The sequence below is a fragment of the Sphingomonas sp. 4RDLI-65 genome, from assembly GCF_049472435.1.
Classification (GTDB): Bacteria; Pseudomonadota; Alphaproteobacteria; order Sphingomonadales; family Sphingomonadaceae; genus Sphingomonas.
In genome coordinates, this window is record NZ_JBCEBT010000002.1 from 192,613 (window position 1) to 212,297 (window position 19,685).

A 19,685-nucleotide genomic window follows, 5' to 3' on the forward strand; every position below is an offset into this window, starting at 1 on the left:
CCATACTTCAGCGGGCTGCGACAATCGCAGTCATGACGTTTTCTCTTGCTGGCCTGCTCGGCAACAGCGCACCCGGTCAGGCGACGGGTCTCGATCGTTCCACGGTCAGCCTTACCGCTCTCGCAAATCTAAACGCCCTTTCCCCGCAGAATGTTCCGCAGATCGCTCCCGCCGCAACCACCGTTGCAGCCGTCGAGAAGATCGCCCCCGAGAAGATTGGCGTCGAGCCAGTCGCAGCTGCCGAGGAAGAAGAATTCGACACGCTCGCCCAGGCCGTTGCCGCGCAGGATAGCGCCGCCGCCGACGAAGCGCTCCAGTGCCTTGCCGGCGCGATCTATTTCGAATCGAAGGGCGAGCCGCTGACCGGCCAGCTCGCGGTTGCCGAGGTCATCATCAATCGCGCCAAGTCGGGTCGTTTCCCCGCCGACGTCTGCGCCGTCGTCAAGCAGCGCGGCCAGTTCAGCTTCGTCCGCGGTGGCCAGATCCCGAACATCAACGCCGGCACCGCCTATCGCACCGCGATCGCGGTCGCCAAGGTTGCCCTCGCCGATGCGTGGAACAGCCCGGCCCAGAAGGCGCTCTACTTCAACACCCCCGATCGCCGCCCTTCGGTCCGCGCGGTCAAGGTCGCCTCGATCGGCAACCACGTCTTCTATCGCTGAGACCTAAAGGTCTCTCAAGTCAGCTTGCCCCCTCCTCACTCCAACCCCGTTCGCCCTGAGCGAAGTCGAAGGGTGTGCCCCGAACTCAGGTGCTTCGACTTCGCTCAGCACGAACGGGCAAAGGGGGCGGGCCGACAATCGCCAGAACACGACCACAATCCGTGAATGAGCTTGCCTCGTTCGCGGATTGTTCTATTTCCGGGGCATGCTCGACATGCCGCCGGACTCCTGCATTGACGAACCTGGATCGCCGCTTTGTGCCGCCGACGTGGCGCGCGGCGTCATTCGCATGTTGCTGCGCCACGACCTCACCGCGATGACCGAAGTGCCGCTCGACGGCGGCCGCCGGGCAGACCTGATGGCGGTGGATGCGCGCGGGCAGATCGTCATCGTCGAGATCAAGGTATCGCGCGCAGACCTGCTCGGCGACGGGAAGTGGCCGGATTATCTGGGGCATTGCGACCGGTATTTCTGGGCGGTGCCGGCGGGGTTCGACGTCGGCCCGCTGCATGGCCCCGCCTTCCTGCCCGAGCGGACCGGGATCATCGTCGCGGACCGCTACGACGCGGCGATCGTGCGCGAGGCGCATACCATCCCCCTGCCCGCGCACGTCCGCAAACGCTGTACGCTGGCGTTTGCGCGGCGGGCGGCGCGACGGTTGATCGCGCAGATGGACCCCGATGCGGACGGGCTGGCGTTCTGAAGGCGAGATGATCCTCCCCCGCCAGGGGAGGTGGTTGGCGTTCGCCAGACGAGGGGGAGGAAGGGGTAACCGCTGCTCCCAATCCTCCCCCTCCGTCACCTGCGGTGCCACCTCCCCCTGGCGGGGGAGGATCAGAAGACGGTTAGAATTTCGGGCCCGAGACGGCTTTCTTCACCGTCTTTGGCGCATCCTCCAGCAGCTTCGACACGATCGGGTTGCGGCCGTCCTGCTTGGCGTAATCGCGCGCCGACATGCCCGCCATGATATCCGCCTGGTCGGGATCGGCCTTCTCGTTCAGCAACACCCGGATCATGCCGACGTCGCGGCGCTGCACCGCACGGATCAGCGGGGTCTCGCCGGCCGAGTTCGCCAGGTTCGGGTTCGCGCCCGCGGCGGTCAGGATCGGGATCATGCCGGTCTGCCCCAGCGTCACCGCGAGCAGCAGCGGCGTGTTGCCCTTGCCGTCGCGCAGATTGGCGTCGGCACCCTTTTGCAGCAGGAAGCGCAGATACACTTCGTCGCTCCGCTTGATGACGATGTGGAGCGCGCCCTCCCCGCTCGTCACGTCGCGCACGTTGACGATGTTGCTGCCCGGCTTGCCGAGCATCTCCAGCACTTCGTTGTTCTTGGCATCGCGCACCGCGGAGAGGAACTTGTAGCCCTCCGACTGGCCTTGCGCGAACGCGGGTGCCGCGACACCGAGCATCGGCGTCAGGAGAGTAGCGGCGAGCATCAGGCGAATACGCATCGAGAGACTTCCTTGGTTCGTCCTGGATATGGCGCGACGGTTTGCGCCGCTCATGGTCCAGTGCGACGCTTGCGCCGCAGGGTCTAACAGATCAAGGCTGGCGGCATCATGAACCTGCGTTTCCTCCTCATCCCGGCCCTTGCGCTGTCCGCGTGCACTGCGTCGGCACCCCCTGCCAAACCGCCGCTCGAAGGCGCCCGGATCGGTGGTCCCTTCGCCTTGACCGACCAGAACGGGAAAGCCATCACCGAACGCAGTTTCGCGGGCAAATACCGGATCATGTATTTCGGCTACACCTTCTGTCCCGATGTGTGTCCGACGGATGTCCAGGCGATCGGTGCCGCGGTGAAAAAGCTCGAGGCGAGCGATCCTGCGATCGCCGCGAAGATCGTGCCGGTGTTCGTGACCGTCGATCCGGCGCGCGATACGCCCGCCGTGCTCAAGCAGTTCGTCTCCGCCTTCCACCCGCGCATGATCGGGCTGACCGGCAGTCCGCAAGCGATCGAGCGGATCAAGACCGAATATGCGGTATATTCGAGCAAGGGCGATCCTTCACCCGGAGGTGGCTACCTCGTAAACCACAGCCGGCAGGCCTATCTGATGGACCCGGACGGCAAGCCGATCGCTTTGCTGCCACAGGAACAAGGGCCCGACGCAGTGGCGACAGAGATCAAGCGCTGGGTCCGGTGAGCGCGCGCTTCTGGGAAGATACGCCGATCGAGCAACTCGACCGCGGCCAATGGGAAGCGTTGTGCGACGGCTGCGGCAAATGCTGCATCCACAAGCTCGAGGACGAGGAGACGGGCGAGCTCGTCGCAACTAACGTCTCGTGCCGGTTGCTCGACCGGCGCAGCGGGCAATGCTCCGATTACCGCCATCGCCACGCCTATGTGCCCGAGTGCGTGCGACTGACGACCGGCAACGTCCACGGCATCGACTGGCTGCCTTCGACCTGCGCGTATCGCCTGCGCGCGGCTGGCGAGCAGCTGCCGGAGTGGCATTACCTCGTCTGCGGCGACCGCGAGGCCGTCCACCGCGCCAAGCAGTCGGTGCGCGGCTGGACCGTCAGCGAGGACGAGGCGGGCGAGCTGGAATATCACGTCATCGATCGCGAATTGTGAGCCGGTGATCGCCGCATGATCGAGGGCCTGGAGATCGTTCGTCATCCCCGCGCCCGTCGCGCGCGTCTGTCGATCGATCCTGCGAGTGGCCGGGCGCGGCTCGTGCTGCCCAAGCGCGCGGCGCTGAAACAGGCGCTGGCCTGGGCGGAGGACAAGGCGGGCTGGATCGCCGAACAGCGCGCGTTGCTGCCCCAGCCGCGGCCGTTCGTCCCCGGCGCGATCCTGACCGTCGCCGACGAACCGCTGACGATCGAGTGGACGCCGGGCAGCCGCCGCACCGTGGTGCGCGAAGGCGCCGTCCTGTCGCTGTCAGGCCCGCCCGAGACCATCGCGCGCCGCGTCGAGGCGTGGCTGAAACGCACTGCGCTCGCCGTCCTGGAAACCGAAACCGCCGAATATGCCGCCAAGGCCGGGGTCAGCGTCGCCCATGTCGCGATCGGTGACGCGAAGGGCCGCTGGGGCAGTTGCGCGTCGAGTGGCATCATCCGCTACAGCTGGCGGCTGATCCTTGCGCCGGGCTGGGTCCGCCGCGCCACCGTCGCGCATGAGGTCGCGCACCGCGTCCACATGAACCACGCGCCGGCCTTCCACGCGCTGGTCGAAGAGCTTTACGGCGAAGACCCGACGCCCGCGCGCGTCTGGCTGCGCACGCATGGCGCGACACTTCACTGGTTCGGGCGATTATCCTGATAGCGGGGGTCCTGATCCCGGTCGCTCTGGAAGCGTTGGGTCTGAACCTGATCGCGCTGGCCATCTCTGGACATGTCGCGCTGGAGCGGCTGACGCCCCGCCGGTGACGGCTCGCGCCGCTCGCGCCCGGTGACGCGGTCGATCCAGTCCTGGTTCAACTGCTGTGGCGGTGCCGCTGGCGGCGCCTCGGGCTGATCCGCATCGGGCCGCGGGATCGTGTCGCCGGTCTGCGCGTCGGTCGGGACCGGGGTCGCCCCCTGCTCGATCGGATTGCCGTTCTCGTCGACCGCCATCTGGCCGTTGTCGGGCTGGCCGAAATAGCTCTCCTCGTCGGGTTCCAGCTGCCATTCGGGCAACGTCACCTGCGTATCGAACTGCTCGATCGGGCGGCTTGCGGTGGCGGGCTTCATGAACGCCGCCCAGGCGCGCGCCGGCGCGGTGCCGCCGTGCAGGCCCGCGATCGGCTTGGCATCGTCGCGACCCATCCACACGCCGGTGGTGATGCCGCTGGAGAAGCCCAGGAACCAGCCATCCTTCGACGAGCTGGTCGTGCCGGTCTTGCCCGCGACGGGCCGGCCGATCTGTGCTGCACGACCGGTGCCGGTATTGACCGCGGTCTGAAGCAGGTCGGTCATCTCGGCGGCGACGTAGGGCGCGACCAACACATGGCTGCGATCGACCTCATGCGTGTAGATCGTCTGGCCGTTCGCGGTGACGCGCGTGATCCCGTACGGCGTGACCGCGACGCCCTTGCTGGCGACCGACGCGAACGCGCGCGTCATGTCGATCACGCGGACCTCGGACGTGCCCAGCACCATCGACGGGTGCGTGTTGACGGTGGTGGTGATGCCGAACCGGCGCGCCATGTCGGCGACCGTGGTGAAGCCGACCTCCTGCCCCAGCTTCGCGGCGATCGTGTTGAGCGAATAGGCGAACGCGGTACGCAAGCTGACCGCGCCGGAGTTACGCCGGGAATCGTTGCGCGGGCTCCAGCCCTGGATCGTGACGGGTTCGTCGACGATCGAATCCTCGGGCTTGTGGCCTGCCTCCAGCGCGGCGAGATACACGAACAGCTTGAACGCAGAGCCCGGCTGGCGGACCGCCTGCGTCGCGCGGTTGTAGATCGACGAGACGTAATCCTTGCCACCGACCATCGCGCGCACTTCGCCGCCGCGGTCGAGCGCGACCAGAGCGCCCTGCGCGCCTGGCGGGGCGTTCGCGCGGATCGCCTCGTCCGCCTGGCGCTGCATGTTGAGGTCGAGCGTGGTCCAGACCTCGAGCGGCTCGGTGGTTTCGTCGATCAGCGTATCGAGCTGCGGCAGCGCCCAGTCGGTGAAATAGCGGACACTGTTCTGCCGGGGCTCGGGCGCGAGCTTCAGCCCCGAAACGTCCGCATCGGCCGCCTGGGACGCGGTGATCGCGCCCGTCTCGCGCATCGTTTCCAGCACGACGCCTGCACGCCCGACGGCGGCCTCGGCATCGGCGGTCGGCGAATAGTTCGACGGTGCCTTTACGAGGCCCGCAATCACGGCAGCCTCGGCCAGGCTCAGATGATCCGCGCCGTGGCCGAAGAACTTTCGGCTAGCTGCGTCGATCCCGTAGGCGCCGCCGCCGTAATAGACCTTGTTCAGATAGAGTTCGAGGATCTGATCCTTCGAGAATTTCCATTCGAGCGCGAACGCCAGGATCGCCTCGCGGAATTTCCGCCCGAACTTCTTCTGGTTGTTGAGGAAGACGGTCCGTGCGAGCTGCTGCGTGATCGTCGACCCGCCCTGCGTCCAGTGGCCGCGGTCGTACCGCGCCTTCACCGAGCGCGCGACGCCGACCGGGTCGATGCCGATATGCGAGCGAAACCGGCGATCCTCGACCGAGACGGTCGCATCGCGCATCACCTGCGGGATCTGCGTATAGGGCAGCCACTCGCCGAAGCTCGGGCCCATCGACACGATCACGGTGCCGTCGGCGGCATGGACGCGGATCATCTGGCCGTTGGGCGAGGACTTCAGGCTGTCGAAGCTGGGGAGCTGCGACATCGCGATATAGACCGCGATCGCCAGCGCACCGAGCGCGAGGACGCCGATCCCGACCATGACCTGGATAAAGACGACCAGCCGCCGCCGCCAGCGTGACGCCGGTGGAGTTGGGGGCCGACGGGACGGTGAAGCAGAACGCGCACGAGCCATGTAGGTCGCGGAATTACGCGCTATGCCCCTGCCCTACAAGCGGCATCAGGCTGCGCCGTTCGCTTTGCGCGGTCGGAACTCGAGCGACAGCGAACTCATGCAATAACGCTGTCCGGTCGGTGGCGGGCCATCGGCAAAGACGTGGCCGAGATGGCTGTCGCAGCGGGCACAGCGCGTTTCGGTACGGGTTTCGGTGCTGGTCGGGCCGTGGCAGCTGTCGGTGTGGTCGGTCACCGCATCCGGACCGATCGACTGCGTGAAGCTGGGCCATCCCGAACCGGATTCGTATTTGTCGGCGCTGTCGAACAGCGCGTTGCCGCACGCCGCGCAGCGATAGACCCCGTCCGCGCTGGTGTCGGTCAGCACGCCGGCAAAGGCACGCTCGGTGCCCGCTTCGCGGAGCACGTGATATCGCTCGGGAGAGAGCCGCCTGCGCCATTCCGCCTCGGACAGATTGAGCTGGTCCATCGGCCTACACCTCGTGCTGGAGTGACTCTCATGCGCGGGGTGGAAAATGGCCTATCCTGGTCGCATTGGCGATCACCTGGATCAGTCCGGGGCGGATTAGCGGCAACAGCCATGCCGCGCGTTCGCTCTCGGCGACGTGGCGGACGAGCCCTGCGATGCCGATCGGCCGGGCGAGACGCCGCGCAAAGGTCTCCTGCCAGGCCGCCGCGGCGGCTGGTCCGGCACGTCCGTAGGCGTCGGCCGCGGCGACTCCGCTGGCGAGCGCGATGCCCATGCCTTCGCCGGCGAGCGACGGGATCACGCCGGCCTGGTCGCCGAGCCGGAACGTCGCATCGACACCGGTGCGCTGGCGCCAGCCGTACGGGACGTTGGCGATCGCATCGATCGGTGCGGCCGGATCGACCAGCGCGACCCATTCGCCGAGGGCCGGCATCTCGCGACCGAGTGCCGCCAGCAGTTGCGCGGGCGATCCGGCGGCCTGGAGTCGCGAGCGGTGAACCGCGAGACAGAGGTTGGCGGTGCCATCCTCCTGCATCGCCAGGCCTGCATAGCCGCGATCAAACAGATGCAGCTCGATGCCCCCGGCCAGCGCCTTGCCGAGTGCCGCGGAGGGCGCGATCCGCACCCGGATCCCGAGCGTCGGGTCGGCGCCGCGTGCGTCTTCGGGGCGCGCCATGCCGCGTACGTCGTGCTTGCCGCTCGCGAGGAACAGCGCGTCGGTGGCGATCGTCGTGCCGTCTGCGAGCCGTGCGCTGGTCCCGTCGATCTCGCGTACGGTCACACCGCGCTCGACCGGCGTGCCGAGGCGTTTCGCTTCGGCCAGCAGGACCGTATCGAGCCGGTGGCGCGTCACCGAGACGGCGGGGTGGGGCAGGGCGGCTTCGGCGCGGCGACGGCCTGCAAAAATGCGTGCCCGCGTAACGCGTTCCGGGTTCAGCGTGTCCGGATCGATCCCGAGCCCGGCGAGCGTCTCCAGCGTCCGCCAGCTGAGGAACCCGCCGCAGATCGCATCGCCGGTTTCGCGCGATCGCTCGACAAGCAGGTGCGGCAGCCCCGCGCGCGCGAACCCGATCGCGGTCGCGGCGCCCGCGAGCCCGCCGCCGACGATCAGCGCAGGCGTTCGACGCATAACCGGAACGGAAAGACGCGAGCGACCTTCGCCTGGGTGATGCCAGCCTCGGCGAGCAGGGGGGGCCATTCGTCGGGACGATAGCTGCGCGCGATCGACAGCGTCCCGTCATGCCGCACGATCGGATGCCAGCGTGCCAGCGTTGCGAGGATCGGGAAGCCCCGATGCGCAAACCCGTGACGGTGCAGGTCGTTGACGAACCATCCGGCGCTGGCATGGGCCTCCATGAAGCGCAGGAACGCGATTAGCTGGTCGTGCGTCATGTGGTGCGCGACCAGGCTGCTGACGATCACGTCCCAGGGCTCGCCCCCAAGGTCGGCATAGTCGCCGGTGACATAGCGGATATCGCTGCCATGCGCCCGCGCCGCCTGTTCGCTGCGGGGGTTGAGATCGACCCCGACCAGGTCCGCCTCGATGCCCTTCGACCTTGCCCAGCGCGCGATGCGGCGGAGCATGTCGCCGTCGCCGAAGCCGACGTCGAGCAGCCGAAATTTCTTCCGCCCGGCCGTAGCACGCGCAAGAAAATCGAGCGTCGGACGGCGCGCCATCGTCACGCTGTTCACGATCGCGAGATCGCCGACGACATCGGCATAGGTCGCCGCGTCGAGATCGTCGGCGTCCATCAGCTCTTCGGCCTGGCTGCGGGTGGCCAGCCCGGTCGAAAAGAGGGTCATGCCGCGCTCCGGAATCCGAAGCCCTCCGCCGCGAGCCCTGGCCCGAACGCGAGCGCCACGCCGTTCTCGACCGGCGGCCCGGCCAGCAGCCGCTGGAACACGAACATCAGCGTCGCCGACGACATGTTGCCATTGTCCGCCAGCACCTGACGCGATGCGGCGAGCGTATCCGGCTTCAGATCGAGCGCATGCTCGACCGCATCGAGGATCGACCGGCCACCGGCATGGATCGCCCAGCCATCGATCGCATCGGGCGATCGTCCGCCGCTAACGATATCGCGGAACGCCGAATCCGCCAGCGCGGTGGCGATCCGTCCCGGCACCTCGCCCGACAAATGCATCGCGAACCCGGCATCGGTGACGTCCCAGCGGATCAGGGCCTCGCTGTCGGGCAGCGTCGCGGCAAACGGCGTCTCCAGCGCGAACCCGTGCGGATCGCCGGTGACGAGTGCGGCCGCGGCGCCATCGCCGAACTGCAGCATGGCCAGCAGCGATTCGATCTCGGTCGCCGGCTGCAGGTGGAGGGTGGACAGCTCGACCGTCACGACCAGCACGCGGGCGTTCGGTTCAGACCGGACGATGTGGCGGGCGCTGCGCAGCGCGACGATCGCGGCATAGCATCCCATGAACCCGATCAGCAGCCGCTCGACATCGGGCGCGAGCCCGAGCCGCCTCGCGATGATCTGGTCGATTCCCGGCGCGACGAAGCCGGTGCAGCTGGCCACCACCAGATGCGTGATCCCGTCGAGCGCGATCTGATCCCGCAGCGCCTCGATCGCGCGGATCGCCAGAATGGGAGCGTGCTCGGCGTACAGCGTCATCCGCGTTGCCGTCCCCGGGTGCGGTTCGGTCGCGTAGAACCCGCTATCGTCGACCGGCGATCCCCCGCTTTCGGTCGGTGGCAGCACCGACCAGCGATGCACTATGCCCGCACGGCCGGTCATCCGGTCGAACACGCGCTGCGCCCGCGCGTCGACCCGCGATCGCGCCCAGGCAATGAAGGCACCGTGGATGTCGTGGCCAGGAACGGCGGACCCGACGGCATTCAGATAAGCGGACACAATACCCTCTCGCACGCGATCGACGTCACCCTGCGCGGCCCCGACCCGGGACGTCACGACACGGTAAGATCGCGTAGGCAGCAACGCGCCGGATGGTCAAACGGACTATGATCGTCCCCGGCATCTTTGTCCGGGATCATTCGGAGGTGGATCGGTCCATCTGGTTTTCGTCGATGTCGTATTTCTGCTGGAGCAGCGCCATCGCGTAGCCGACATGCGCGGCGATCGCATGGTCTTCCGCCGCGTCCAGCGTCTGGCAGGCATCGTGCAGCAGGGAATAGACGCGAATCGCGTTCATGGCAGGCTTTCCGCTATCAGCGCCGTGCACCGTATCGCGCGGCGATCGCGCAATAGCCCGGCCTATCGATGGTCGCCAGAAGTCTATCCTGGCATATGTCCACAACAAAGCATCAGATTGGGACGAATAAAACCGTTTTGGATCAATCTTTTGGCAGCACAATAGTCTCGCCGGGGAGATGCACACTGTTTTCGATGTAATTATTACTCCGAATTACCGATTATCAAAGGATTGGGTTGAATTATCGCTACGGAAGGCGACAATGATTACGGTGTATGACGGTATCGGGCGATAGCGGTTCAAGCCGCGGGCCGGATTTTTGGATGTCGTGTCATCCCATAGGAGCGACGGGGAGCCATTGGTGAAGAACGAGTCCGTAGTCGAACTGATCAAGGATCTGACCGCAAAGCTGTCGGCGGTTGCCGAGGAATTCAACGGGCGCGTGGCGCAGGCGGCCCAGCCGACATCGGTCGGCGAAGTGCCCAACACCGCGGTGCTGGTCGAGCATGCGCAGACGGTCCTCGCCGAACGCCGCCTGCGCCGCCAGTTCCTGCCGGGCGAACTGTTCCATGAGCCCGCCTGGGATATGCTGCTCGCGCTGTTCGTGTCGCGCGACGAGCGGCTGCCGATGAACATCAAGGCGCTGGTGAGCATGTCCGATGCGCCCGTCACCACGTCGCAGCGCTGGATCGAGCATCTCCACAAGCTGAAGCTGATCGACCGCGTGATCGATCCGACCGACCGCCGTCGCGTCGAGATCTCGCTCAGCCATGCCGGCGACCTGGCGATGACCGCCTATCTGCGGGCGCTCAAGCAGCGCTAGGCCTGGTCGATCCCCGGCGCTCAGGCGTGCCGGTATAGATCGAAACTACCGCATCGTCCCCGGCCTGTTTCCCGCAAGCGCGACGATTCAGACCGGGCGCCCACGCTCGCGGGAGAACAAGGGGCGACGCTGTCGCATTGCGAACCCTCGCGTATTCGAAAGGTGCACCAACAAGTTCTGGGGCGCCTGCCTTTTCTACGAAAAGGGTCAATGTCGCGTACCTGTTGCCATAACGATGTGATTTAATCTGGTAGTTGTCAGGTGAAACGGTTTTTTCGGCCCGATAACGCTATACTATATCCAATAATGGCATTCACATCCGTTTGATATTCGAACAAATATTACAGCAAAGTTCGCCATTATGACTTTGTAGTATTTGATTAAGCGACATCCGGCATTTCTGCCTCCGATCAGAGGATTGGGGCAGTAATTGATTCGTCTCCGGACAATCTTGGCGAGTAACGACATGTGGCTTTGGGCTGCCAATGCCCTGTCGTGCGCCCTGCTCATCGGTGCGGCGGTCGGTCTCATGCCGCTTGCTGCACGGGCGCAAGACACGGGTGCCCAGGTTGGTGCCCAGGCTGTTACGGCCCAGACCCTCGCGGGAACGCCGATCGTCAACACCGCGGGTCTGCGCTTCGACCTGAACGGGACGGCGCAGTCGACCGTCTCGAACACCGTGACGATCATCGTCGCAGAGCGGCTCGACGTCGGCCTGGTGCGCAACGGGCAGGGGGGGATCGTCGTTGCGGCCCAGCCGACCGTGGTGCCGCTGACGCTGACCAACATGGACAATGGCCGGGAATCCTTCGTTGTCGCGGCCAGCGTGTCGTCGGGTCCGATCACGCTGCGCGCGCTGGTGACCGATGCCAATGGCGACGGCCTTTATGATCCGGCCATCGATCTGGCACCGGTCGACGGCAGGACGCCGGTCCTGGCGCCCGGCCAGTCGATCGCGTTGCTGGCGATCGTCGCGGCATCCGGGGGCGCTACCGGCGCGACGGCGACCCTGACGGTGACGGCGCAGTCGAGCACCGGATCGGGCAGCACCGGCAGCGCGTATGCGGGATTGGGCGACGGCGGCAGCGATGCGGTGGTCGGCCCGACCGGGGCGATCGCGCGGGTCGCGGTGCCGCTGACGACCGCGCTTTCGGGGCCGGCCTTGTTCAAGAGCCAGTCGGTGCGCGCCGCCGACGGATCGCAGAACGCGGTGCGCGACGCGGTCATCACCTACACGCTCGAGGCGCGCTTTACCGATGCGGTCGCCGGCGCGCGGATCCTCGACCCGATCCCCGGCGGCACCGCGTTCGTGCCCGGCAGCCTGGTGCTCGACGGCACGCCGCTGACCGATGCCGGCGACGGCGATGCGGGCCGCTTCGATCCCCAATCCGCGCCCCAATCTGCGCCCCAATCCGTGCAGGGCGGCGCGATCGCCGTTGCGCTCGGCCAGGTCGCCGCGGCGTCCGTCCACACCGTCCAGTTCAAGGCCAAGATTCAATGACCCGAATTCTCAGGAGGAGCATGCCCATGATTACGCGTCCGACGATAGCCGTCGTCCTGGCGACGACCGCTGCCGTGGCATCCGCCGCGGCCGGTCCGTTGCAGGTCACCAGCAGCATCATGGTCGAGAGCCGCAGCGCGGCCGCCGACGGCACCACCCGCATCGCGCTGGTCAAGCCGTCGCGGGTGACGCCCGGCGACAAGGTGATCTTCGTGCTGGCCTATCGCAACACCGGCGCGCAGCCGCTGGCGAACGTCGTGCTGGCCAACCCGTTGCCGCGGCAGATTTCCTATCGCTCGGCCAGCCCCGGTTCGCCTGCGCCCGACCTATCGGTCGACGGCAAGATCTTCGGTGCGCTCGATTCGCTGCGCGTCCGCAGCCTCGACGGCAGCACGCGCGCGGCGGGCCCCAACGATGTCACCAGCGTCCGGTGGCGCCTCGCAAGCCCGATCCCGGCCGGCGCGCAAGGCCAGTTCGCCTTCCAGGCCGTCCTCAAATGATCCCGTCCCACGCTCTCGAAACCTGAACGACCACGCAGAAGGAAGACCTAGAAATGTACGCAAAAGGGGTAATACGCACGTTGCTGACCGGTACGGCGGCAATCGTGTCGATCGGAACGATGGCCGGCACCGCCAGCGCGCAGACGCCGGGGCCCGCGGGCACCGCCGCCGGCACGACCATCACCAACACCGCGCAGGCGAGCTACACCGTCAATGGCGTGCAACAGTCGGCGACGTCGAACGCAGCGACGTTCGTGGTCGATCGCAAGGTCAATCTGACGGTCGTCCCGGCGACGCAGAACAACACGCAGGTGGCAATCGGCCAGCCCAACGCGGTGGTGGCTTTCCAGGTGACCAACAACACCAACGGCACGCAGGACTTCCTGCTGTCGGCCAGCCAGACGCCGATCCAGAACCTGTTCACCGGCGATAATTTCGACGTGACCAACATCCGGATCTTCGTCGATTCGAACGGCAACGGCACGTACGACGTCGGGGTCGATACCGCGACGTACATCAGCGAACTGGGCGCCGATCAGGTCGCGACCGTGTTCATCGTCGGCGACGTGCCGAACCAGCAGACCGCCGCGCTCGCCGGCATCACGCTGATCGCGCAGGTCGCCGCCGGTGGCAATGGCGCGGTCCAGGGCGCTGCACTGTCGCCCAGCATCCTCGCCAACGACGACAATGCGGTCGATATCGTGTTTGCCGACAATGATTCGGATGGTCTCGGCCTGGATATCGCCAACAATGGCCAGGGCCGTGCATCGCTGGGCTATGAGATCACCACGCGCAACGTCGCGCTGACCGTGACCAAATATTCGACGGTGATATCGGATCCGGTGTCGGGCATCGTGCTGCCCAAGGCCATTCCGGGGGCGACCGTGCAATATTGCCTCGTGGTCAACAACGCGACGCTGCTGGTGTCGGCGGAGAACGTCAACCTGACCGATACCATCCCGGCGAACACGACGTATCAGCCCGGGTCGATCGTGATCGGCCTGCCCGGCGTCAATCCGATCTGTACGCTGGCCGGCTTCATCGCGAGCGACAACGGGGCGGCGATTCCGGGGACCAATTTCACCGGCTCGTACGATACCGGCACGAAGAAGGTGACCGCGACGATTCCGACCCTGATCGGGGGCGCGACGGTCGCGGCAAGCTTCCGCGTGACGATCAACTAACCCGTCCCTCGCGAACAAGGATCGACCGATCCCGGCACGCGTGGCGACGCGTGTCGGGAGAGGGCCCTTCATGCCCAGCGCCCACCGCCTTTTGCGCCTCTGCGCCCTGTTCCTGGCTATCCTGTCCGGGCTCGTGCTCGGCTGTCTGCCGGCCAGCGCCCAGGCCGGTGGCCAGACGCGTATCGAGAACACCGCGACGCTGACGTTCGACGATGCGGCGAGCGCATCCGGATCGCGCACGATATCGTCCAACATGGTGGCGCTCGACGTGAACCGGGCCAAGCGTCCGACGACACTCACGTTCCGCCTGCCGCCGCCCAATTACGAACTGACCGGCGCGACGTGCCAGACCGCGCCGTCGTTCCTGTTCACCCCCGCGCCGATCGATGCCGCGACCTATGCCGCATCGCCCTGGGTCGCGGCGGTCGATATCTATGCGGACATGATCCTGGTGCTCGACAACCAGGCCGGCAACCACGATCCCGAGCTGCGCGAGACGTCGGTCATCGATGTCGACGTCGGCACGATCCACACGACGCTGACGTTGACCGAAACCGCGGCCGACAGCGGCATCTTCGCCGGCGGCATCCCCGCCAGCGCGACCGGCAAGCATCCCGACCTCGCTGCCTGCGACATCCGCAACATGCGCGGCGTGACGATCAAGCTGAGCTTTGTCGAGGATGGCTACAGCCTGGCCTCGATGGCGTCGCTGCTGATCGATCCGGCCGGCTACACGTTCGATTCGCGGACCGGTGCGCTGGTCGACGGCACCACCGTGTCGCTGGTCGACGACAGCGGCCAGCCCGCGACCGTGTTCGGCGACGACGGCGTCAGCCGTTATCCCTCCACCGTGGTCACCGGCGCAGCCGTCACCGACGCCAGCGGCCGCGTCTATCCCGGCGAGACCGGCCGCTATCGCTTTCCGCTGGCCCCTGCCGGGCGCTATTTCCTCAAGGTGGCGCCGCCCGGCACCTACACCGCGCCCTCGACGGTCGATCGCGCGACGCTGGCCGCGTTGAAGGACCCGCAAGGCCGCGCGTTCATCCTCAACGACACGAGTTTCGGCGGCTCGCTGACGCTGTCGACGCCCGAGCCCTTTTCCGCCGACATTCCGCTCGACAGCCCCGGCGCCGGTACGCTGCTGCTGACCAAGGTCGCCTCCGTCCGCGAGGCGTCGCCGGGCGATTTCGTCCAGTATCTGCTGCGCATTACCAACCGCGATTCGATTGCCGCGCGCGGGCTCCATGTTGCCGATACGTTGCCCAAGGGGCTGCGCTACGAACGCAATTCGGCGCGCGGCGGGGACGAGCCGACCGTGTCGAGCGATGGCCGCAGCCTCGACTTCGCGATCCCGCTGCTCGCCGCCGGCGCCTCGACCGAACTCAAATACGTCGTCAGCATCGCGCCGGGCGCACCGACCGGCGAAGCGCTTAATCGCGCACGCGTGGTCGGGCAGGGCACCGTCACCAGCAACGAAGCCGCTGCGTCGGTGCGGCTGCGTCCGCTCCTGTTCACCGACGCGATGACGATCATCGGCCGCGTGACCGAGGGGAATTGCGGCGATCCGGTCGACAAGCGCAAGGGCGTGGCCGGAATCCGCCTGTTGATGGAGGACGGCACGTTCGTCGTCACCGATCGCGACGGCCTGTATCATTTCGAAGGCGTCCGCGCCGGGCGCCACGTCGTCCAGATCGACATTTCGAGCATCCCCGCGACGCACGCGCCGGTCGCCTGCGACATCGACACCCGGCAGGCCAACAGTCCGATCTCGCGCTTCGTCGAAGGAGACGGTGGCCTCCTGAAGCGCGTCGATTTCCAGTTGAAGCCGACCGGCAACGCCAAGGCGGCCGACGCGGGGCTTCCGGTCGCGGTCGCGGATGCCGCCATCGCTGCCGGCAGTCGCGACTGGCTGGCGGGCGAGCAGGCGGCCGGCATCGACTGGCTGTTCCCGACTGCCGACCACAACCCGCGCGCGCCGATCCTGCGCGCCGTCGTCAAGCACATGCCGGGCCAGCGCATCGCGCTGACGATCAACGGCAGGCAGGTCGAGCCGCTCGCGTTCGACGGTACCGATGCGCGCGATGGCAGCAACATCGCGGTGTCGCGCTGGACCGGTATCCCGTTGATCGACGGCGACAATCGTCTCCAGGCGCGTGTGCTCGCCGCCGACGGCAGCGTCGTGAAGACGCTCGACCGGGTAGTGCATTATTCGGGTGCACCGGTCCGCGCGGTGTTCGACGCCGCCAGCAGCAGGCTGGTCGCCGACGGCCTTACCCGTCCGCTGATCGCGGTGCGCGTGACCGACAAGACCGGACGTCCCGTTCGTGCGGGCACGCTCGTCCCGTTCAGCGTCGACCAGCCCTACACGGCGGCGGTCGAGGCCGAGCTCGAACAGGGCCGCCAGCTTGCCGGTCGCGATCGCGCGGCGACGACCGCGCGGGTGGTCGGCGACGACGGGCTTGCCTTCATCGCGCTCCAGCCGACCACGCAGGCGGGCGCGGTTCACGTCGTCGTCTCGCTGACCGAGGACAAGCTGGTTCACGCCAACGACGTCCGCGCGTGGCTCGCCGCGTCGCAGAAGGACTGGGTGGTCGTCGGGTTCGGTGCGGGCTCGCTCGGTTACGACATGCTCAGCAAGCGCCAGTCTGGCCTGCCGCGCTCGCAGCGGGGCAGCGTGGTCACCGACGGCCAGCTCGCTTTCTACGCCAAGGGTCGCGTCAAGGGTTCGTGGCTGGCGACGATCGCGTATGACAGCGACCGGAAATACGATCCCGACCGCGGGCTGCTCGGCACGATTGATCCCAACCGCTATTACACCGTGTACGGCGACGGCTCGCGCCAGGGCTATGACGCCGCCACCAAGCGGAAGCTGTACCTGCGGCTCGAGCGTCGCGAATTCTACGCGCTGTTCGGCGATTTCGAGACCGGCTTCACCGACACGCAGCTGACCCGCTACAACCGCACGCTCAACGGCGTGAAGGCGGCGTACGAGGGCAAGCGGGTGCGTGCGACCGGGTTCGCGGCCAACACCGACACGCTGTATTCGCGCGACGAGATCCAGGGCAACGGCCTCAGCGGTCCGTACCGGTTGTCGGGCCGCAACATCGTCCCGAACAGCGACAAGCTGCGGATCGAGACGCGCGACCGCTTCCGCTCCGAACTGATCGTCGCGACCACCGAGCTGACGCGCCACATCGACTATGACATCGACACGTCGATGGGCACGGTCCGCTTCCGTAGCCCGATCCTCAGCCGCGACAACAACCTGAACCCGATCTTCATCGTCGCCGACTACGAGGTCGAGGGGGGTAGGTCGGCAAAGCTCGCCGCCGCCGCGCGCGTCGCGACCAAGCTGGCGAACGGCCGCGTCGAAATCGGTGTCGCCGCGATCCGCGACGAGACCGTCGGCAAGGCCACCGTCCTCGGCGCCGACATCAAGGCGCGCGTGACCGCCAATACCGAACTCCGCGGCGAGATCGCCAAGGGTGGACGTCAGGGGCTGGGGCAGGGCCTCGCCTACCTCGCCGAAGTCGATCACCATGGGTCGAAGCTCGACCTGCTCGCCTATGCCCGCCAACAGGATACCGCGTTCGGCGTCGGCCAGCAGAACCTCGTCGAAGCCGGTACACGCAAATTCGGGCTCGACGGCCGGGTGCGGCTGACCGATCGCCTCAGCATCACCGGCGTTGCCTGGCACCAGCAGCAGCTCGACAGTGCGGGCACACGATCCGCCGCCGATATCCGCCTGGAATATCGTCGCGACTCCGGCACGATCTTCGTCGGCGGCCAGTACGCGTCGGACAAGGGCGTCGACGGTCGCAACCGCGACAGCCGCCTGCTCACCGTCGGTGGCAGCCAGGCGCTGTTCGGCAACGCGGTGACGATCACCGGCCAGACCCAGTTCGCGCCCGGCGGCGACAGCGACAGCGTCGACTTCCCGATCCGCCACCAGATCCAGCTCGCCTACCGGATCACGCCCGGCATCCGCCTGATCGGCGGCTACGAGATCGCCGACGGCAACGGCTTCGTCGCGCATACCAAGCAGTTCGGCGTCGATGTCGCGCCCTGGACCGGCGCCAAGCTGATGAGCACGCTCAACCAGCAGGCCATCGGCGAAAACGGCGCGCGGACCTATGCGCAATACGGCCTCAGCCAGTCGGTCCCGCTCGGCAAGAACTGGACGATCGACGGCACGCTCGATGCCAGCAATACGCTGAAGGGGCAGATCCCCGAGGGCGCAGTCGTCAATGCGTTCCAGCCGGTCACCTCGGGCGGCTATGTCGGGCAGGACCAAACGAATGGCGATTACGCCGCCGCCACGCTCGGCGCGACCTATCGCCAAGCCCGCTGGTCGGTGAACGGGCGGCTCGAATACCGCAATGCCGACAGCGGCGATCGGTGGGGGATCACCACCAACTTCCTGCGTACGCTGGGGCAGGGCAAGACGCTCGCGTCGAGCATCAAGGCGTACACGATCAGGGACAAGACCGGCGCGGTCGCCACCTACGCCACCGCCGACGTCGCGCTCGCCTTCCGCCCACTGGACAGCCGCTGGTCGCTGCTCGAACGCCTCGAACTGCGCCACGAGAGTGCGGATTCAGGGTTCACGGACTCCAACGCACTCGGCGTGCCCGCGTATGGCGGCGGCGATCAGGTCACCACGCGGGCGATCAACAATCTTGCCGTCAATTACCGCACCGGCCCCGAGGGGCTTGGCCACGGTACCGAGGCGACGCTCTATTACGGCGCGAAATACGTCGCGGGGCGCTTCGCCGACGACACGTATGACGGGTATATCGACGTCACCGGGTTCGAACTGCGCCAGGACATCGGCACGCGGATCGACGTCGGCGTGAGCGGATCGGTCCAGCACGCGTGGTCGCGCGGTGCGTGGTCGTGGAGCGGCGGGCCGTCGGTCGGCGTGTCGCCTGCGCAGAACATGTGGCTGACCGCGGGCTACAACGTCTCGGGCTACCGCGACCGCGATTTCGAGGACGACCGCTACACGCGGCAGGGGCCGTACGTGACGATGCGGCTGAAGTTCGACCAGACGACGATAGGCTCGACTTTGGGCAGCGCGACGCGCGCGCTGTTCGGCGGCCGGCGATGACCATTTACAGGGAGAGAGAGACATGCCGATGCCGAGCCAGGCCCCACCGATGACGCCCCCGCGCGACTTCACCGATCACGGCCCGTGCGTCGAGGACCTCGCGCGCGAATTCGCCAAGCAGGACGCGGCGGCCAGCGAAGCGCTGATCGAGACGCTCGCGACGCAGGCGATCCGCCAATGGCGCCTCGACGATGCGACGTTCTGGCAACGCGTGAAATTCCAGGCAAGAATGATCCGCGCGCAGATGGGCGCAGGGACGGGAGTGGGGCCGCACTGACTTCTCCCCTCCCGCTCGCGGGAGGGGTCGGGGGAGGGGCGTGCCGCAAGCGAGCTGGCGGGTTGGGCCAGCCCCTCCCCTAACCCCTCCCGCAAGCGGGAGGGGAATAGTCTGCCTATTTCTCGTCGGTCGTCAGCTTGACCTTGTTGGGCAGCTTCTTCCCCTTGGTCCGGCGCGAGGGCAGCTGGACCGGGTTCTTCTTTTTCCACTGCGCAAACGTCATCGGGCCTTCGGGCGTGTCGATGATCGTGTCGTCGATCGAACTCATGCAAATTCCTCCACGCGGGCCCAAATCTCTTCAAGCACGCCAACGCACAAGCGTGGCAAGGGGGACCCTCAACGGGGTGGTTCACTCGATCTGTAAAAAATGGTGCGGCCAAGAAGACTCGAACTTCCACGGGCTTTCGCCCACAACGACCTCAACGTTGCGCGTCTACCAGTTCCGCCATGGCCGCCCATGAAACATCACCGGGCGGACCCGGCATCTGGTAGGCGAGCGCCACTAGCAAGGGTTTGAACGCTACGCAACGGCCTTTGCGAAAAACCGTTCGTC

General features: G+C 66.9%; 19 protein-coding genes and 1 tRNA gene. 11 read left to right on the forward strand and 9 right to left on the reverse strand.

Annotation, left to right across the window (positions count from 1 at the left end):
• Window positions 1–32: 32 nt before the first annotated feature.
• Complete coding sequence (locus tag VH567_RS05840) at window positions 33–662, forward strand: cell wall hydrolase (RefSeq protein ID WP_423324080.1); 630 nt, start codon at window positions 33–35, stop codon at window positions 660–662.
• 205 nt (window positions 663–867) lie between these two features.
• Complete coding sequence (locus tag VH567_RS05845) at window positions 868–1,365, forward strand: MmcB family DNA repair protein (protein ID WP_423324082.1); 498 nt, start codon at window positions 868–870, stop codon at window positions 1,363–1,365.
• A 142-nt stretch (window positions 1,366–1,507) separates the two neighbouring features.
• On the opposite strand, the gene VH567_RS05850 is transcribed toward VH567_RS05845, so the two are convergent.
• Window positions 1,508–2,113, reverse strand: coding sequence for an ankyrin repeat domain-containing protein (locus VH567_RS05850; protein WP_423324084.1), 606 nt, complete (start codon window positions 2,111–2,113; stop codon window positions 1,508–1,510).
• A gap of 108 nt (window positions 2,114–2,221) precedes the next feature.
• Here VH567_RS05850 and VH567_RS05855 point away from each other — a divergent pair, with 108 nt between their 5' ends.
• From VH567_RS05855 to VH567_RS05865, 3 genes are read left to right on the forward strand one after another with little or no spacing between them, the layout of a single operon-like run.
• Window positions 2,222–2,803 (forward strand): SCO family protein, encoded by a 582-nt coding sequence (locus VH567_RS05855; protein ID WP_423324086.1) that lies wholly within the window; start codon window positions 2,222–2,224, stop codon window positions 2,801–2,803.
• Window positions 2,800–3,234, forward strand: a complete 435-nt coding sequence (locus VH567_RS05860; protein WP_398457037.1) for a YcgN family cysteine cluster protein — start codon at window positions 2,800–2,802, stop codon at window positions 3,232–3,234. The genes VH567_RS05855 and VH567_RS05860 overlap by 4 nt, the downstream gene beginning before the upstream one ends.
• Window positions 3,235–3,249: 15 nt before the next feature.
• On the forward strand, window positions 3,250–3,924 hold the full coding sequence (locus VH567_RS05865; RefSeq protein ID WP_423324088.1) for a M48 family metallopeptidase: 675 nt from the start codon (window positions 3,250–3,252) through the stop codon (window positions 3,922–3,924).
• Here VH567_RS05865 and VH567_RS05870 read toward each other — a convergent pair.
• The 6 genes from VH567_RS05870 to VH567_RS05895 form a co-directional block, all read right to left on the reverse strand.
• The gene (locus VH567_RS05870; protein WP_423324090.1) at window positions 3,900–6,014 is read right to left on the reverse strand and encodes a PBP1A family penicillin-binding protein; all 2,115 of its coding nucleotides are present in this window, start codon (window positions 6,012–6,014) and stop codon (window positions 3,900–3,902) included. The two genes, VH567_RS05865 and VH567_RS05870, sit on opposite strands and share 25 nt — an antisense overlap.
• Window positions 6,015–6,152: 138 nt before the next feature.
• Window positions 6,153–6,575 (reverse strand): peptide-methionine (R)-S-oxide reductase MsrB, encoded by a 423-nt coding sequence (gene msrB / locus VH567_RS05875; RefSeq protein WP_423324092.1) that lies wholly within the window; start codon window positions 6,573–6,575, stop codon window positions 6,153–6,155.
• Window positions 6,576–6,603: 28 nt separating this feature from the next.
• Complete coding sequence (locus VH567_RS05880; RefSeq protein WP_423324094.1) at window positions 6,604–7,704, reverse strand: NAD(P)/FAD-dependent oxidoreductase; 1,101 nt, start codon at window positions 7,702–7,704, stop codon at window positions 6,604–6,606.
• Window positions 7,683–8,378: a methyltransferase domain-containing protein gene (locus VH567_RS05885; protein ID WP_423324096.1), complete on the reverse strand. Its 696-nt coding sequence runs from the start codon at window positions 8,376–8,378 to the stop codon at window positions 7,683–7,685. Before VH567_RS05885 ends, VH567_RS05880 begins: the two co-directional genes overlap by 22 nt.
• The gene (locus tag VH567_RS05890; RefSeq protein ID WP_423324098.1) at window positions 8,375–9,439 is read right to left on the reverse strand and encodes a type III polyketide synthase; all 1,065 of its coding nucleotides are present in this window, start codon (window positions 9,437–9,439) and stop codon (window positions 8,375–8,377) included. The genes VH567_RS05885 and VH567_RS05890 overlap by 4 nt, the downstream gene beginning before the upstream one ends.
• 136 nt (window positions 9,440–9,575) lie before the next feature.
• Entirely contained in the window at window positions 9,576–9,737 is a 162-nt protein-coding gene (locus VH567_RS05895; RefSeq protein ID WP_423324100.1) for a hypothetical protein, read from the reverse strand.
• 361 nt (window positions 9,738–10,098) lie between these two features.
• Here VH567_RS05895 and VH567_RS05900 point away from each other — a divergent pair, with 361 nt between their 5' ends.
• The 6 genes from VH567_RS05900 (at window position 10,099) to VH567_RS05925 (ending at window position 19,132) form a co-directional block, all read left to right on the forward strand.
• Window positions 10,099–10,560 (forward strand): hypothetical protein, encoded by a 462-nt coding sequence (locus VH567_RS05900; RefSeq protein WP_423324102.1) that lies wholly within the window; start codon window positions 10,099–10,101, stop codon window positions 10,558–10,560.
• 466 nt (window positions 10,561–11,026) lie between these two features.
• Window positions 11,027–12,061 carry a hypothetical protein gene (locus VH567_RS05905; protein WP_423324104.1) on the forward strand — a complete coding sequence of 345 codons (1,035 nt, stop codon included), beginning with the start codon at window positions 11,027–11,029 and terminating at the stop codon, window positions 12,059–12,061.
• A 26-nt stretch (window positions 12,062–12,087) separates the two neighbouring features.
• Window positions 12,088–12,561 (forward strand): hypothetical protein, encoded by a 474-nt coding sequence (locus tag VH567_RS05910; RefSeq protein ID WP_423324106.1) that lies wholly within the window; start codon window positions 12,088–12,090, stop codon window positions 12,559–12,561.
• A 53-nt stretch (window positions 12,562–12,614) separates the two neighbouring features.
• The gene (locus VH567_RS05915) at window positions 12,615–13,745 is read left to right on the forward strand and encodes a hypothetical protein (RefSeq protein ID WP_423324108.1); all 1,131 of its coding nucleotides are present in this window, start codon (window positions 12,615–12,617) and stop codon (window positions 13,743–13,745) included.
• 70 nt (window positions 13,746–13,815) lie between these two features.
• A complete protein-coding gene (locus VH567_RS05920; protein ID WP_423324110.1) occupies window positions 13,816–18,855 on the forward strand; it encodes a hypothetical protein in 5,040 nt (1,679 codons plus the stop codon).
• Window positions 18,856–18,877: 22 nt separating this feature from the next.
• Window positions 18,878–19,132, forward strand: a complete 255-nt coding sequence (locus VH567_RS05925) for a hypothetical protein (RefSeq protein ID WP_423324112.1) — start codon at window positions 18,878–18,880, stop codon at window positions 19,130–19,132.
• 115 nt (window positions 19,133–19,247) lie between these two features.
• Here the strand turns inward: VH567_RS05925 and VH567_RS05930 are convergent, their stop codons facing one another.
• Together VH567_RS05930 and VH567_RS05935 are read right to left on the reverse strand one after the other, a co-directional pair.
• On the reverse strand, window positions 19,248–19,400 hold the full coding sequence (locus VH567_RS05930; RefSeq protein WP_165886441.1) for a hypothetical protein: 153 nt from the start codon (window positions 19,398–19,400) through the stop codon (window positions 19,248–19,250).
• Between the two features lie 100 nt (window positions 19,401–19,500).
• Window positions 19,501–19,587: transfer RNA gene (locus tag VH567_RS05935), tRNA-Leu, on the reverse strand.
• Between the last annotated feature and the right edge of the window lie 98 nt (window positions 19,588–19,685).

Coding starts and splice junctions, on each gene's coding strand:
- VH567_RS05840 (WP_423324080.1), top strand. CDS start 33: ATGACGTTTTCTCTTGCTGGCCTGCTCGGCAACAGCGCACCCGGTCAG.
- VH567_RS05845 (WP_423324082.1), top strand. CDS start 868: ATGCTCGACATGCCGCCGGACTCCTGCATTGACGAACCTGGATCGCCG.
- VH567_RS05850 (WP_423324084.1), bottom strand. CDS start 2,113: ATGCGTATTCGCCTGATGCTCGCCGCTACTCTCCTGACGCCGATGCTC.
- VH567_RS05855 (WP_423324086.1), top strand. CDS start 2,222: ATGAACCTGCGTTTCCTCCTCATCCCGGCCCTTGCGCTGTCCGCGTGC.
- VH567_RS05865 (WP_423324088.1), top strand. CDS start 3,250: ATGATCGAGGGCCTGGAGATCGTTCGTCATCCCCGCGCCCGTCGCGCG.
- VH567_RS05870 (WP_423324090.1), bottom strand. CDS start 6,014: ATGGTCGGGATCGGCGTCCTCGCGCTCGGTGCGCTGGCGATCGCGGTC.
- msrB (WP_423324092.1), bottom strand. CDS start 6,575: ATGGACCAGCTCAATCTGTCCGAGGCGGAATGGCGCAGGCGGCTCTCT.
- VH567_RS05880 (WP_423324094.1), bottom strand. CDS start 7,704: ATGCGTCGAACGCCTGCGCTGATCGTCGGCGGCGGGCTCGCGGGCGCC.
- VH567_RS05885 (WP_423324096.1), bottom strand. CDS start 8,378: ATGACCCTCTTTTCGACCGGGCTGGCCACCCGCAGCCAGGCCGAAGAG.
- VH567_RS05895 (WP_423324100.1), bottom strand. CDS start 9,737: ATGAACGCGATTCGCGTCTATTCCCTGCTGCACGATGCCTGCCAGACG.
- VH567_RS05905 (WP_423324104.1), top strand. CDS start 11,027: ATGTGGCTTTGGGCTGCCAATGCCCTGTCGTGCGCCCTGCTCATCGGT.
- VH567_RS05910 (WP_423324106.1), top strand. CDS start 12,088: ATGATTACGCGTCCGACGATAGCCGTCGTCCTGGCGACGACCGCTGCC.
- VH567_RS05915 (WP_423324108.1), top strand. CDS start 12,615: ATGTACGCAAAAGGGGTAATACGCACGTTGCTGACCGGTACGGCGGCA.
- VH567_RS05920 (WP_423324110.1), top strand. CDS start 13,816: ATGCCCAGCGCCCACCGCCTTTTGCGCCTCTGCGCCCTGTTCCTGGCT.
- VH567_RS05925 (WP_423324112.1), top strand. CDS start 18,878: ATGCCGATGCCGAGCCAGGCCCCACCGATGACGCCCCCGCGCGACTTC.
- VH567_RS05930 (WP_165886441.1), bottom strand. CDS start 19,400: ATGAGTTCGATCGACGACACGATCATCGACACGCCCGAAGGCCCGATG.